Genomic DNA, 13,332 nt, shown 5'->3' on the forward strand with positions numbered 1-13,332 from the left:
TTCAGACATAAAAAAACCGGCCACTGTTGCCATGGCCGGCTTTTTTAACTCGCGCCTGTAATCAGTCGAGCATGCCGACGTAACCCGGCTGCTCCTTCACCCGCTCAAGCCAGGCTTGAATTGCCGGGAACTGGCTCAAGTCGAAACCGCCCTGATGGGCGACGTGGGTGTAGGCGTACAGCGCGATGTCGGCGATGGAGAACCGTTCGCCCACCAGAAACGGCGTGCGCACCAACTGCTTTTCCATCACTTTCAGCGCCTTGTAGCCGCGCTTGTGCAGCACGCGGTATTCCTCCAGACGCTCTTCCGGCAGGCCCAGATAAAACTGGATGAAACGTGCCACGGCGATGGTCGGCTCGTGGCTGTACTGCTCGAAAAACTGCCATTGCAACATTTGCGTACGCAGGCGCGGTTCAGTCAGCAGGTACGGCGTGCCTTCGGCGAGAAAATTGAGGATCGCGTTGGACTCCCACAGACAAGTGCCGTCTTCAAGCTCCAGTACGGGGATCTTGCCGTTGGGGTTCTTTTCCAGAAACGCTTCGGTCTCGGTTTCGCCATTGAGAACGTCCACCGGCACCCATTCATAAGCTGCGCCCAGCAGGTTGAGCATCAGCTTGATCTTGTAGCAGTTGCCCGAGTTGTAATCGCCGTAAACCTTGTACATCTGCTGCTCTCCCCTCAATGCCGCTCAGATGGTGCGTGTGCGTAATGTATCAGGCCGCAAGGGCCGCTTGTGCCTGTCGGATGACCGCCGCCAGTCGCTTCAGCCCTTCGTCAAGTCGTGTCGGATCGATGTGGCTGAAATTCAGCCGCAAATAGCCGGGGTTGGCGTCCGGTTCGGTGAAGAAGGGCTCGCCGGGCATGAACGCGACGTTCTGTGCAAGCGCCGTGTTGAGCAGTGTGCGCGTGTCGAGTTTTTCTTTGAGTTCCAGCCAGAAAAACAGGCCGCCCCGAGGACTGTTCCACTCGGCCAAATCGCTGAAATGGCGCTGCAATGCCGCTTCGAACAGATCGCGGCGGGTGCGATAAAAGTCCCGCAGATCCGCCAAATGCCGCTCGTAGCGCTCGCTGCCGATCCACTGCAACGCCTGCCACTGGCCGACTCGATTGGTGTGCAGATCGGCGGCCTGTTTGAGTTTGAGCAGATGCGGGAACAGGTTTTTAGAGGCGATCAGGAAACCCACGCGCAGGCCGGGCATCAACGTTTTCGATACGGTGCCGGTGTAGATCCAACTGGCCTTCTTCAGACGCCCGGCAATCGGTCGAGCGCTGCCACCATCGAAGGTCAGGTCGCGATAGGGTTCGTCTTCGATCAGCGTAACGTTGAACTCGTCCAGCAAGGCCGCCACCGCGACCCGCGCCGTTTCGCTGTAACGCACGGCGGACGGGTTCTGGAATGTCGGAATCAGGTAGGCGAATGAGGGCTTGTGGCGCTCAAGACGCTGGCGCAGAACATCCAGATCCGGTCCGTCAGCGAGCAATGGCACGGTCAGGCAATCGGCGCCGAACAACTGGAAAATCTGCAGGGCAGCCAGATAGGTCGGGCCTTCCAGCAGGATTTCGGTGCCTTTGTCGATGTACAGCTTGGCCGCCAGATCCAGGGTCTGTTGCGAGCCGCTGACGATCATCACCTGACTCGCCTCGCACTCAATGCCCAGCGTTCGGGCCTGTGCTGCCAGCGCCTCGCGCAGTTGAGGCTCGCCTTCACTCATACCGTATTGGCCGATGCTACGAGGCATTTCTGCCCATTCGGTTTGCGGCAACATCGCTTCGGCGGGCAGGCCACCGGCGAAGGACATCATCTCCGGGCGCTGGGCAGCCGCGAGGATTTCGCGAATCAGGGAACTCTTCAAACGGGTGACGCGTTCGGAAAAAGCCATGAGATCACCACTGGCGGACATAATTGGAAATACGTCAAACTGGTTGACCGAACTTACGACGACACACCCGGATACGTCAATATGCTTGACCTTAAAAATTCATCGACCCAGCAGATCGCCATGGAGGCGTTCTTTTTCGGGTATCAGGCGTTTACCGCCAAGGCCGACGAGATGCTCGATCGTCGAGGCCTGAGCCGTGTTCACCAGCGCATCGTGTTTTTCATCGCACGCTACCCCGGCCTGAGCGTGAAGGAACTGCTCACCGTTCTGGGCGTTAGCAAGCAGGCGCTGAACACGCCGCTGCGCCAATTAGTGGAAATGGAACTGGTGCTCAGCGTTGCCCCCGAGGACGACAAGCGCAAACGTCTGCTGCAGCTGACCGCGGAGGGGGCGAAACTGGAAGAGTCGTTGCGACGCGAGCAGGTGAAACTGCTGCAACGGGTGTTCGCGGAGGCCGGTCGTGAAGCGGTGGATGGCTGGCTGGCGGTGAATCAGGCGTTGGGTAATACCTTAAGTCGCGGCTGACGGCTGTAGGAGTGAGCCCACAGAAGGGTATCGGCACGCCTGCTCAACTGTGCCGATCAATGCGTTTACGGCTGTATTGCAATGAATTGTGACAACTGCGTATAGGCTTGCCACTCCCCTCACTCATCGTCCCAAGGAAACACCGCATGACCGACGCGACCCACACGCCGCTGCGCCCTCTGGCCGATACCTCCCCTTCGGCCATCGTGGCAGGCTTCATCGCGATGATGACCGGCGTGACCAGTTCGCTGGTGCTGATCTTTCAGGCGGGCCAGTCCGCCGGGCTGACGTCGGGGCAGATTTCCTCGTGGATCTGGGCGCTGTTCATGGGCATGGCGGTGTGCAGCATCGGCCTGTCGCTACGTTATCGCTCGCCGATTTCGGTGGCCTGGTCGACGCCCGGCTCAGCCCTGCTGATCACAAGCCTCGGGCACGTGGCGTACCCAGAGGCCATTGGCGCGTACATCACCAGCGCAGCCTTGGTGTTCATTTGCGGCATCACCGGCAGCTTCGAAAAGATGGTCAAACGCCTGCCGACCTCCCTTGCGGCGGCACTGCTGGCGGGGATCCTGTTCAAGATCGGCAGCGAGATTTTCGTCGCTGCCCAGCATCGCACGGGCCTGGTGCTGAGCATGTTTTTCACCTACCTGATCGTCAAACGTTACTCGCCGCGATATGCCGTGTTGCTGGCATTGCTGGTCGGCGTGGGGCTGTCCGCGATGCTCGGCATGCTGAACTTCAGTGGTTTTACACTGGAAGTCGCCATTCCTGAATGGACCACACCGTCGTTCTCGCTAGGCGCGACCATCAGCATCGGCATCCCGCTGTTCGTGGTGGCCATGACATCCCAGAACATGCCTGGCATTGCCGTCTTGCGGGCAGACGATTACCACGTGCCCGCCTCACCGTTGATTTCCGCCACGGGCCTGGTTTCGATGCTCACCGCACCGTTCGGTGCCCACGGCATCACCCTGGCGGCAATCAGCGCCGCAATCTGCACAGGCCCCCACGCGCACGAAGACCGCAACAAACGTTACACGGCGGCCATCTGGTGCGGGATTTTCTACGCCATCGCCGGGGTGTTCGGCGCAACGCTGGCGGCGCTGTTCGCAGCGTTTCCAAAAGAACTGGTGTTGTCGATTGCCGCACTGGCATTGTTCGGTTCGATCATGAACGGCCTGACCGTGGCGATGAACGAACCCAAGGAACGTGAGGCAGCGCTGATCACCTTCATGGTGACGGCCTCAGGCCTGACGCTGTTCTCCATCGGTTCAGCGTTCTGGGGGATCGTGGCGGGGGTGTTGACGCTGGTGATCTTGAATTACCGGAAGTGATGCATTTCTGATTCTCATGCCCTGCGGTTGAACCTGTGGGAGCCGGCTTGCTGGCGAAAGCGGTGTGTCATGCAACATAGAGGTGACTGACCCAACGCCTTCGCCAGCAAGCCGGCTCCCACAAGGTGATGCGCTTGGTATCAAAGCCTGAAATGCCCCACCATCCCTTTCAATTCCATCCCCAGCGACGCCAGTTGAATACTCGACGCGGCGTTACCCTGCATGGCCAGCGCTGACTGGTCGGCACTGGCGCGGATGCTGGTGACGCTGCGGTTGATCTCTTCGGCCACCGAGCTTTGCTCTTCCGCCGCAGCGGCGATCTGCTGGTTCATTTGCTGAATCAACGACACGGCCGCCGCGATACTGCCCAGCGCACTTTCGGTCTGCAACGCGTCGCTGACCGCCAGTTTCACCAATTCGCCACTGCTCTGGATCTGGGTCACCGACGCTTGAGCACCGGTTTGCAGACGGGTAACCAGACGCTCGATTTCTTCGGTCGATTGCTGAGTGCGCTTGGCCAGTGCGCGAACCTCATCGGCCACCACCGCAAAGCCCCTGCCCTGCTCGCCCGCCCGCGCCGCTTCGATGGCCGCGTTGAGGGCCAGCAAGTTGGTCTGCTCGGCCACGCTTTTGATCACGCTCAACACCTTGCCGATGTTCTGAATCTCGGCGCTAAGACTTTCGATGCTGTCGCTGGCCGAGTTCGCCGATGTCGCCAGTTGCTCGATACGCTGCATGCTCTGACGCACCACCGCCTGGCCGCTGTCGACCTTGGTGTCGGCGGTCTGCGCGGCCAATGCGGCTTCCTCGGCGTTGCGCGCCACATCGTGCACAGTGGCGGTCATCTGGTTCATGGCGGTCGCGACCTGCTCGGTCTCTTCTTTCTGGGTGCTGACTTCCAGATTGGTTTGCTCTGTCACTGCCGAGAGTGAATGCGCTTCAGTGGCCAGTTGCTCGATCCCCGCCTGTAACCCGCTGACGATGCCGCTCAGGCCCGCGCCCATCTGCTGCATGGCCTGCATCAACTGGCCGATTTCATCCTTGCGCGTGACCTGCACGTTGCCGCTCAGATCGCCCGCCGCAATGCGCTGAGCAATGGCAATCACGCTGCGCAACGGAGCAACGATGATCCGGGTAATGACGAATGACGCAATCAGGCCGACGAACAGCGCCAGAATCGATGAGCCGATGATCTTCAGCGAGTTGGCCTGCAACTCGCCGAGCATCGACTGGTCTTCGGCGTCGTAGGCTTGATTGACCTGCTGCACCACGGTTTTGGCATTGCTGGCCAATTGCTGGGAGACCTTGGCTTCGTCCGTCAGCAGGCCGGTGTATTCGTTGAGCTTGTCGCTGAAATTGGTGATGTGACCGATGACTTCCGTCAGCACGGTCAGGTAACCCGGGTCCTTGATCACGTCCTTGAGCTGATTGGCCATGTCCTGGGCCTGAACCGCCTGCTCGATCTTGCCGGTCTTGGCCTCTTCGCCGGACCCCGTCTTGCGGCTCTTGTCCAGACGCACCCGCGCCTCGTCCATGGCCTGCATCATCAACTTGGAGATCTGGCTGATCTGCCCGGATTGCTCAATGAATTCCGAGCCCTGCTGCCCCTGGGAGTCCTTGAGGTTGTAGGCGCCGTCATCGGCAAGACCGGCCTGCAACACGTCAAGGTTGTTGGCCACGCTGGACACCGACCAACTGGCCATTTCCAGCGCCAAGTCCTTGCTCTGGCTGATGCTGACGAATTCATCGAAGGACTTGCGATAGGCCGACAGCGCTTGCTGCACTTCGCCCATGACCCGCAAGTTGACGGCGGAGCTGGCCTTGAGTTGTTCGGCCTGTGTATTCAGCGCATCCAGCCCCGCATGCACTGCGTCCGCCACTTTCGGGTCGCTGTGCAAGGCGTAATCCTGCTCCATCAGGCGCACGCGATTGAGGCCGGTGTTGAGCGCCGTCATCTCCTTGAGGCTGTCGAAGTGCACGCTGATCGAGCGCAGCGACCAGACACCAATCGCAGCGACCAGCGCGGTCAGCAGCAAAACGAGGACAAATCCGATACCCAGTTTCTTTGCCATACCGAGATTGGCAAAACGCGATTGCACGGCCGACATCATACGATCATCCCCAATCACAGCGTAAAAGGCGCCCAAGGCGAGGCCATGTTCAGCACGGCCATTCAATTTTCGTGCAGATTCGCAACGGGTCAGCGGCAAAACAAGAGTTTGACGTCGGATTAATGGCAAATAGCTACGCCAAGGTCGCTTCCAGAATGGTTATCGGCGTATCCTGAATGTTCAACAGGCCGTCAATGGCTCCCCATGCCCGGAAACAGCGGAAAAGCGACAGAAGGTGATGGGCGAAAGTGGCGCGCAAGCGGGCGTTTTAGTGACACCTGTGCGCAGGTAACGCTCGTTTTCGCCGGCCCATCACCCGAGGACGATCAGGCCGGGACATCAGCGCGCTGCCGCAGCCACGGTCAGCGTTCCGGCATCGGCATCCAGCGTCGCCTCGCGACCCAGCGCCACGGCCAGATTGCGGTCGCCATGGCCGATGGAAAGTCCGCCCAGCAACGGGATACCCAGTGAGCCCAGGCGCTCCATCAATACGTCCGGCGGACGGATCGGGTTGTTGCCATGGCCCGGCTCACTGAACTGCCCAACGGCAATGCCCGCCACGCGCTGCAACAGCCCGCAATTGCCCAGATGAGTGAGCAGCCGATCGACTCGGTAAGCCAATTCGCCCACGTCTTCGATCAGCAGAATCGCGCCGTCCAGGTCGGGCATGAACGGCGTGCCCACGCAGGTGCTCAGGATACTGAGATTGCCGCCCAGCAACGTGCCCCTGGCGACACCGGAGGTGCGGACGCGGTAAGTGGGTTCATCGGGATCGGCCTGTATCCGCGTCGGTTCGGTGCTCATCAGCGCATGCTTCAAGGTACTGGCGAATAGCCCGCCCCGCTCCAGTTGCGCGGCGACCGGACCATGGACAGTCGCCAGACCGGTGTGATGCCACAACGCGGCATGCAATGCAGTGATGTCAGAGAAACCCGTCACCAGTTTCGGATCCCGCCGCACGGCGTCGTAATCAAGGTGTTGAAGAATCCGTTGCACACCGTAGCCACCTCGGTTGCACAGCACGGCGCGAATCTCGGGATCGGCAAGGGCGTCGTTCAGGTCTGCCGTGCGGTGAGCATCGCTGCCCGCCAGGTAGTGCTCGGCATCCAGCGCGTGAGGATAAATCCTGGGCTGCAACCCCCACGACGTCAGTTCACGCACCGCGGCCTGCACCCTCGACTCGGCGACGGGTCCGGCAGGCGACACCAGCGCAACGGCATCGCCTGCACGGAGGACGGAGGGGTTCAGGACGGGACGGGAAACAGGCATTTCAACAACTCGGCTGATGTTCGAATGAGCTGGCAATTTAGAGCAGTCCCTGCATTGAATCCAGTGGCGAACGCCGCCGTGACAGTCCGGACATACCCAGAAACGGCGTGAGAAAAGTCAACTCATCCTGTCGTTCGGCCCAGGCCCACGGTTGACCTGAAAGCGCGTGACGTTTTTGCGCAGCCAGCCCATGAACCCTCTCGGGTCCACGACCACCGGCTTGGTTTCCAGCATCGCGGCCCGCGCCTTGCTACGAAATTTCGCCAGCCCCGCCAGAGCACCGATCAACTCACTGTGTTCCTGCAGCCAGGGTTCAAGGTCGGCCTTGTCAATCCGATAGATCATGCAGTCGGTGTAGGCACAGAAGCGCCCGACGGTGGGCGTTCCGTCGACGAAACCGGTCTCGCCGAACAGCTCGCCCGGCCCCATGCGCCCGACTTCCAGCCAGCCATCGGGGCGCTGGATAGACACCGACATCACGCCGGACTCAATGATGTAGAGCGCCTCAGGGATGACCCCTTCGGCCAGCACCACGTCCTTGGCCGCATAAGCCCCCAGGTGCATGTGCTGCTCCAGTTGGGCGCGGTCATCATCGCCCAGCATGCGCAGCGCGCCCACCGTATTGAGCACGGCCGACTGGCGCGTGGCCGGGCGTGTCTGATCGGCCCGGGTCTCGGTGGCGGCCAGTTGCCGGTGGATCAGGTCATAGAGCTGATTGCGCACCGCTGAGCGCCGATCACGGGATTTCACATAGCCGGTGACTTCGTACTCCACGCTGCGCAGCCCCGACCTCACGACCACGGCTGAAGCCTTGGGCTGTGGCAGTAATTCGCGACAACCGAGGATGGCCTTGTCCAGCGAGTCGAGCACCAGACTGGGTCGCAAGCGGGTCGAAAGTTCAATGCTCAGGGTGATGGAATGAAAGTGGTCGGGGCGGCTGAAGTTGACGATTCGGGTCTTGGCCGCCATCGCGTTCGGAATGACCGCCATGCTGCCTTCAGAGGTGAGCAGGTGGGTGGAACGCCAGTCGATTTCGATGACCTTGCCCTCGATGTCATCGACGCGAATCCAGTCATCGACACGAAACGGTTTGGTGGCGTTGAGCACGATCCCGGAAAACACATCGCCCAACGTACTCTGCACCGCCAGACCAAAGATGATCGCCACCGCGCCAGAGGTTGCCAGCAGGCCTTTGACGGGCAGATCGAGCACGTAACCCGCCGCAGCCACCGCCGCGACGAGAAAGATGATGGCACCCATGACGTCCTGCAGCAGATGGCCCTTGCCGCCGATGCGGGGCTCCATGATCACCACGATCAACACCGTCAGCGCCCGCGCGCCGAACAGCCACCAGGCAATGGTCAGGATCGTCGCCAGCACATGCCGGGCCACCGACCATTCGGCGGGCACCTGATACAGCGGACTCAGGCCGCCGTCGAGCAGCGCCATGCTGAACAGCAGGAACAGCACCAGCCGACAGGCCAGCTTGCGCCGCAGAAAACGGGGGTGCATCCATTGCCAGAGCACCAGATCGATGATCAGCAAGACCGACGCACTGAGGAGTGGATAGGCGAACCACAGGTGATCCATCGAGGGACTCTGGCAGTGAATGGCTCATGCAGCGTAGCAGTCCGGCATACCCTCGGCGGTGCATTTAAATACAAGCCGTGCGGCGACAGGATTTTGCCGTGCTTCAGAACGCTGTTACGCCGCCATCCACCGCCAGCGAATGCCCGGTGGTGAACGCAGCCCCGTCGCTGCACAGGTACAACACCGCGCTGGCGATTTCCTCGACCTTGCCGATGCGGCCGACCGGGTGCATGGTGGCGGCGAATTCGGCCTTGCGCGGGTCCGCTTCGTGGGCGCGGCGGAACATGTCGGTGTCGATGACTGCCGGGCATACGGCGTTGACCCGGATGTGCTTCTTGGCGTATTCGATGGCCGCTGACTTGGTCAGGCCGATGACCGCATGTTTCGACGCCGCGTAAATGCTCATTTTTGGCGCTGCGCCGAGGCCCGCGACCGACGCGGTGTTGACAATAGCCCCTCCGCCCTGCGCCAGCATGACCGGCAACTGGTATTTCATACACAGCCAGACGCCTTTGACGTTGACCCCGATGATCGCGTCGAACTCCGCTTCGCTGCCTTCGGCCAGACGGCCTTTCTCGATCTCGATTCCAGCGTTGTTAAACGCGTAATCCACCCGGCCATAGGCATCGACGGCTTTGGCCGTCATTTGTTGCACATCGGCCTCTTTGGTCACATCGCAGCGCAGGAACAGCGCCTCGCCACCGGCCTGACGAATCTGTTCGACGGTCTGCTCCCCACCGTCGGCGTCCAGATCGACCGCCACCACTTTCAAGCCCTGTTCGGCAAACGCCAACGCGGTGGCCCGGCCAATGCCCGCTGCGGCGCCAGTGACGAGGGCGACCTGCCCGGAAAACGTCATGCTCATGGATGAGTCCTTTTTGTTATTGGGTATAGGCAACTCGATGTTGTGGGAGCTGGCTTGCTGGCGAATCCAGTTTGCCAGACACATCCCCGCTCAATGACACACCGCATTCGCCAGCAAGCCGGTTCCCACAAGGAATGACGTGAGTCTAGCGAGGGAGGTTGTATCTGCATCAGCACTATCAAAGCCCCGGTTACCGGTTCATGCATTGTGGTGATAGCGCGACTGCGCTCACATCATTCCAATGGATCGGTGCGCATTCGCTGAACCGGCTTTGCTTGCGAGGCGCCCCGGAGCGGAGCTATGACTGGCTTTTCCTCTTCGCTCAGGACACTGCCATGACCGCTTTGAACAACCGCCAATTCCTGCTGGCCCGCCGCCCGAAAGGTGCGGCCAGTCGTGATGACTTCACTTTCCAGACTGTACCCGTCGCCGAAGCAGGCCCAGGTCAGGTGGTGGTGAAGAGCGAATACCTGTCGCTGGACCCGGCCATGCGCGGCTGGATGAACGAGGGCAAGTCGTACATCGCGCCGGTGGGTCTGGGCGAAGTCATGCGGGCGCTGGGGGTCGGCAAAATCATCGAATCGCAGAACCCAAAATTCAGTGTGGGCGATTACGTGCAGGGCGTGCTGGGCGTGCAGGACTATTTCGTCGGAGAACCCAGAGGTTTTCATAAAGTCGACCCCAAATTGCTGCCGCTGCCGGTCTACCTTGCCGCGTTGGGCATGACCGGCATGTCGGCGTATTTCGCGCTGCTGGAAGTCGGCCAACCCAAGGCCGGGGAAACGGTCGTCATTTCCGGCGCAGCGGGTGCGGTGGGCAGCGTCGCCGGGCAAATCGCCAAAATCAAAGGCTGCCGGGTGATCGGTATCGCGGGCGGCCAAGACAAATGCCAGACCCTGATCGACGAGTTCGGTTTCGACGGTGTTATCGACTACAAGAACGAAGACATCCACGCGGGGCTGAAGCGCGAGTGCCCCAAGGGCGTGGACGTGTATTTCGATAACGTCGGCGGCGATATTCTCGACGCCGTGCTGACTCGTCTGGCGCTCAAGGCCCGCGTCGTCATCTGCGGCGCGATCAGTCAGTACAACAATAAAGAGGCAGTCAAGGGTCCGGCCAACTACCTGTCACTGCTGGTGAACCGGGCGCGTATGGAGGGGTTTGTGGTGATGGACCACGCCGAGCACTTCGGCAAGGCGGGCCTGGAAATGGCGGGATGGCTCGCGCAGGGCAAACTCAAGAGCAAGGAGCATGTGGTGGATGGGTTGGAGACGTTCCCCGAGACCCTGCAGATGCTGTTCAACGGCGAGAACCACGGGAAGTTGGTGTTGAAGGTCTGACGCGAGCGGGTTGTGGTGAGGGCGCGCTTGCCCGCGGATGTGACATGCCTGTGACATAGACATTGGCTGACACCCGGCTGTCGCGGGCGAGCGCGTAACTATAGAGATCGGGGGTTCGCCTGTTCATTTGCTGAAATTGCGCTGAACACGTCACTGATACTGCTGCCAAAGCCACCACAAGGCGCACTCTGGTGTAAGCTCGTGCGCTGTTGATTTTCGATCCATCGAGAGGCTTATGCGGGCTCCCTTCCGACGTTCTACCCTTGCAGCGCTGCGCGGCTTCGAATCGTCCAGCGCGGCGATCACCCTTCTGCCGAGCGCTGCCGATTACCGGCGCACGCTGTTGGAGAAGATCGCTTCGGCGACCCGACGTATCTGCATCGTTGCGTTGTATTTGCAGCAGGACGAAGCAGGTCAGGAAATCCTCGACGCGCTCTACGCCGCCAAAGCGGCAAGACCCGAGCTGGAAATCGTTGTACTGGTGGACTGGTTCCGCGCTCAACGCGGGCTGATCGGCGCAGGCAAGCAGGCGGGGAACTCGGCGTGGTATCAGGCGCAGAACCTGGAGCACGATCAGGAGGTGCCGATCTACGGCGTGCCCGTGCAAACCCGCGAGCTATTCGGCGTGCTGCACCTCAAAGGCAGCATCATCGACGACTGCGTGATTTATACCGGCGCCAGCATCAATAACGTGTACCTGCATAAACTGGGCAAGTACCGTCTGGACCGCTATCAGGTGCTGGAAAACAAGGACCTGGCCGACTCGTTTCTGCGCCTGGTGCACAAGGAGATTCTGCCGTCCGACGCCGTGCATCGCCTCGATCTGCCTTCGCCGCCCTCCTCGCGCAGCATTCGCGGGGAAATCCGTCAGTTCCGTCAGCGCCTCAAGCGCGCCAGCTATGACATCAACGAAGGAATTCGTGAAAATGGCGAATTCCGCCTGATTCCGCTGTTGGGCATCGGCAACAAGAACCCGCTGAGCAAGGTGCTGTGCGACCTGATCGCCGGAACGCGCCAGCAACTGACGCTGTGCACCCCATATTTCAACATGCCGCTGGTGGTCAAACGCGAGATCAACCGCGCCCTCAAGCGCGGCGTGAAAATCGACATCATCATCGGTGACAAGACCGCCAACGACTTCTTCATCCCGCCGCAAGAGCCGTTCAAGGTCATTTCGGCGCTGCCGTACCTGTACGAAATCAGCCTGCGCCGCTTCATGCAGAAGCATCAGACTGCTGTAGAGAAACACAAGCTGAACATTCACCTGTGGAAAGACGGCGACAACACCTTTCACCTCAAGGGCTTGTGGGCGGATGAGCGCTACACCCTGCTCACCGGCAACAACCTGAACCCGCGTGCCTTCCAGCTCGATCTGGAAAACGCGGTGCTGATCGACGACCCCAAAGGCGAGTGGCTCGCTCCTCGCGCCGAAGAAATCAGCCAACTGATGCGCAACACCCACCGCGTGGGCAAGTTCGACGAACTGGACACCCTCAGCGAATACCCCCTTGGCGTGCGCACGTTCTTGCGTCGTGTCAGCCGGGTGCGCGTCGAACGCCTGCTGTACCGGATTCTCTGATGAGCAAGGGCAGATGAGCAAAAACACAGGGGTGCGTGCGCAACAGGCCGAGGAAACCCGCGCGCGGATTCTGCAAGCGGCCATTACGGTGTTCACCCGCGACGGGTATTCGGGGGGCCGCATCGAGAAGATTTCGGCAGAGGCCGAGTCCAACGACCGGATGATCTATTACTACTTCGGCAGCAAGGAAAAGCTCTTCGTCAAAGTGCTGGAGCACACGTACGAGCGTTTCAACGTTGCTGAGAGCCAGTTGCAGCTCGACCCGTCGACTCCGGTTGAAACCTTGCGTCAAGTGGTGGCGTTCGTCTGGAACTACTACGTCACCCACCCGGAATTCGTCGCCATTCTCAGTATCGAGAACCTGCATAAAGGCAAACATGCCAAGCAGTCCAGCGAACTGCGTCGCTTGTCGGGTGAGGCGGTTGGCGTGTTGCGGCCGATCATTGAAGCGGGTCAGCAGCAAGGGCTGTTCCGCCACGACGTTGACCTCAAGCACGTGTACCTGATGATCGCCTCGCTCTGCTACTTCTATAACTCCAACCTGCACACCCTGACCTCATTTCTGGGACAGGACATGGGCGCTCAGGGGCAACGGCAGGACTGGCTGGCGTTCATTCAGGATCTGGTGGTGCGGGGGGTTCGGGTGTTGCCCGATGCCACGGCTTGACCCCGACCGCGACACTTCAGGTACACCACCACACCCGTGGGAGATTCTATGTTGCATGGTCAACTGCCTTCGCCACCCAGTTGGCTCCCACAAGGTTTGCGGCGAATCCAGATATTGATATCGACGCTAAAACTGTGGGAGCCGGCTTGCTGGCGAATGTGGTGCATCAGTC

At 60.4% G+C, this 13,332-nt stretch carries 11 protein-coding genes and 1 pseudogene; 5 read left to right on the forward strand and 7 right to left on the reverse strand.

Annotation, left to right across the window (positions count from 1 at the left end; genetic code table 11):
- Window positions 1-61: 61 nt before the first annotated feature.
- Both ACI5GA_RS05540 and ACI5GA_RS05545 read right to left on the reverse strand, forming a co-directional pair.
- The gene (locus tag ACI5GA_RS05540) at window positions 62-664 is read right to left on the reverse strand and encodes a glutathione S-transferase family protein (protein ID WP_421422100.1); all 603 of its coding nucleotides are present in this window, start codon (window positions 662-664) and stop codon (window positions 62-64) included.
- A gap of 49 nt (window positions 665-713) precedes the next feature.
- Complete coding sequence (locus ACI5GA_RS05545) at window positions 714-1,880, reverse strand: PLP-dependent aminotransferase family protein (protein ID WP_421422102.1); 1,167 nt, start codon at window positions 1,878-1,880, stop codon at window positions 714-716.
- Window positions 1,881-1,961: 81 nt separating this feature from the next.
- Here ACI5GA_RS05545 and ACI5GA_RS05550 point away from each other — a divergent pair, with 81 nt between their 5' ends.
- Window positions 1,962-2,405: a MarR family transcriptional regulator gene (locus tag ACI5GA_RS05550; RefSeq protein ID WP_421422104.1), complete on the forward strand. Its 444-nt coding sequence runs from the start codon at window positions 1,962-1,964 to the stop codon at window positions 2,403-2,405.
- Between the two features lie 146 nt (window positions 2,406-2,551).
- The gene (locus ACI5GA_RS05555; protein ID WP_404630881.1) at window positions 2,552-3,739 is read left to right on the forward strand and encodes a benzoate/H(+) symporter BenE family transporter; all 1,188 of its coding nucleotides are present in this window, start codon (window positions 2,552-2,554) and stop codon (window positions 3,737-3,739) included.
- Window positions 3,740-3,879: 140 nt separating this feature from the next.
- Here ACI5GA_RS05555 and ACI5GA_RS05560 read toward each other — a convergent pair whose 3' ends face one another.
- From ACI5GA_RS05560 to ACI5GA_RS05580, 5 genes and pseudogenes are all read right to left on the reverse strand, one after another.
- Window positions 3,880-4,761: a methyl-accepting chemotaxis protein gene (locus tag ACI5GA_RS05560; protein WP_404631719.1), complete on the reverse strand. Its 882-nt coding sequence runs from the start codon at window positions 4,759-4,761 to the stop codon at window positions 3,880-3,882.
- Window positions 4,741-5,850, reverse strand: a pseudogene (locus tag ACI5GA_RS05565) (HAMP domain-containing protein); the annotation flags it as partial. The gene ACI5GA_RS05560 and the pseudogene ACI5GA_RS05565, both read right to left, overlap by 21 nt.
- A gap of 339 nt (window positions 5,851-6,189) precedes the next feature.
- Complete coding sequence (locus tag ACI5GA_RS05570) at window positions 6,190-7,119, reverse strand: S66 peptidase family protein (protein WP_421422105.1); 930 nt, start codon at window positions 7,117-7,119, stop codon at window positions 6,190-6,192.
- Between the two features lie 117 nt (window positions 7,120-7,236).
- Window positions 7,237-8,709, reverse strand: coding sequence for a mechanosensitive ion channel domain-containing protein (locus ACI5GA_RS05575; protein WP_421422106.1), 1,473 nt, complete (start codon window positions 8,707-8,709; stop codon window positions 7,237-7,239).
- 103 nt (window positions 8,710-8,812) lie between these two features.
- Window positions 8,813-9,574, reverse strand: a complete 762-nt coding sequence (locus tag ACI5GA_RS05580; protein ID WP_404630887.1) for an SDR family oxidoreductase — start codon at window positions 9,572-9,574, stop codon at window positions 8,813-8,815.
- A gap of 335 nt (window positions 9,575-9,909) precedes the next feature.
- Here ACI5GA_RS05580 and ACI5GA_RS05585 point away from each other — a divergent pair, with 335 nt between their 5' ends.
- The 3 genes from ACI5GA_RS05585 (at window position 9,910) to ACI5GA_RS05595 (ending at window position 13,160) form a co-directional block, all read left to right on the forward strand.
- Window positions 9,910-10,914 (forward strand): NADP-dependent oxidoreductase, encoded by a 1,005-nt coding sequence (locus tag ACI5GA_RS05585; RefSeq protein WP_421422108.1) that lies wholly within the window; start codon window positions 9,910-9,912, stop codon window positions 10,912-10,914.
- Window positions 10,915-11,149: 235 nt separating this feature from the next.
- Window positions 11,150-12,493, forward strand: a complete 1,344-nt coding sequence (gene pssA / locus ACI5GA_RS05590; RefSeq protein ID WP_404630891.1) for a CDP-diacylglycerol--serine O-phosphatidyltransferase — start codon at window positions 11,150-11,152, stop codon at window positions 12,491-12,493.
- Between the two features lie 13 nt (window positions 12,494-12,506).
- Entirely contained in the window at window positions 12,507-13,160 is a 654-nt protein-coding gene (locus ACI5GA_RS05595) for a TetR family transcriptional regulator (protein ID WP_421422109.1), read from the forward strand.
- The last annotated feature ends 172 nt before the right edge of the window (window positions 13,161-13,332 follow it).

Origin of the sequence: Pseudomonas sp. Pseu.R1 (assembly GCF_045764065.1) — a bacterium.
GTDB lineage: Bacteria > Pseudomonadota > Gammaproteobacteria > Pseudomonadales > Pseudomonadaceae > Aquipseudomonas.

Bases quoted from the DNA above. Each gene is read 5' to 3' on its own strand.
- ACI5GA_RS05585 (WP_421422108.1), top strand. From the start codon at position 9,910: ATGACCGCTTTGAACAACCGCCAATTCCTGCTGGCCCGCCGCCCGAAA.
- ACI5GA_RS05540 (WP_421422100.1), bottom strand. From the start codon at position 664: ATGTACAAGGTTTACGGCGATTACAACTCGGGCAACTGCTACAAGATC.
- ACI5GA_RS05545 (WP_421422102.1), bottom strand. From the start codon at position 1,880: ATGGCTTTTTCCGAACGCGTCACCCGTTTGAAGAGTTCCCTGATTCGC.
- ACI5GA_RS05580 (WP_404630887.1), bottom strand. From the start codon at position 9,574: ATGAGCATGACGTTTTCCGGGCAGGTCGCCCTCGTCACTGGCGCCGCA.
- ACI5GA_RS05570 (WP_421422105.1), bottom strand. From the start codon at position 7,119: ATGCCTGTTTCCCGTCCCGTCCTGAACCCCTCCGTCCTCCGTGCAGGC.
- ACI5GA_RS05550 (WP_421422104.1), top strand. From the start codon at position 1,962: ATGCTTGACCTTAAAAATTCATCGACCCAGCAGATCGCCATGGAGGCG.
- ACI5GA_RS05560 (WP_404631719.1), bottom strand. From the start codon at position 4,761: ATGCAGGCCATGCAGCAGATGGGCGCGGGCCTGAGCGGCATCGTCAGC.
- ACI5GA_RS05595 (WP_421422109.1), top strand. From the start codon at position 12,507: ATGAGCAAAAACACAGGGGTGCGTGCGCAACAGGCCGAGGAAACCCGC.
- pssA (WP_404630891.1), top strand. From the start codon at position 11,150: ATGCGGGCTCCCTTCCGACGTTCTACCCTTGCAGCGCTGCGCGGCTTC.
- ACI5GA_RS05575 (WP_421422106.1), bottom strand. From the start codon at position 8,709: ATGGATCACCTGTGGTTCGCCTATCCACTCCTCAGTGCGTCGGTCTTG.
- ACI5GA_RS05555 (WP_404630881.1), top strand. From the start codon at position 2,552: ATGACCGACGCGACCCACACGCCGCTGCGCCCTCTGGCCGATACCTCC.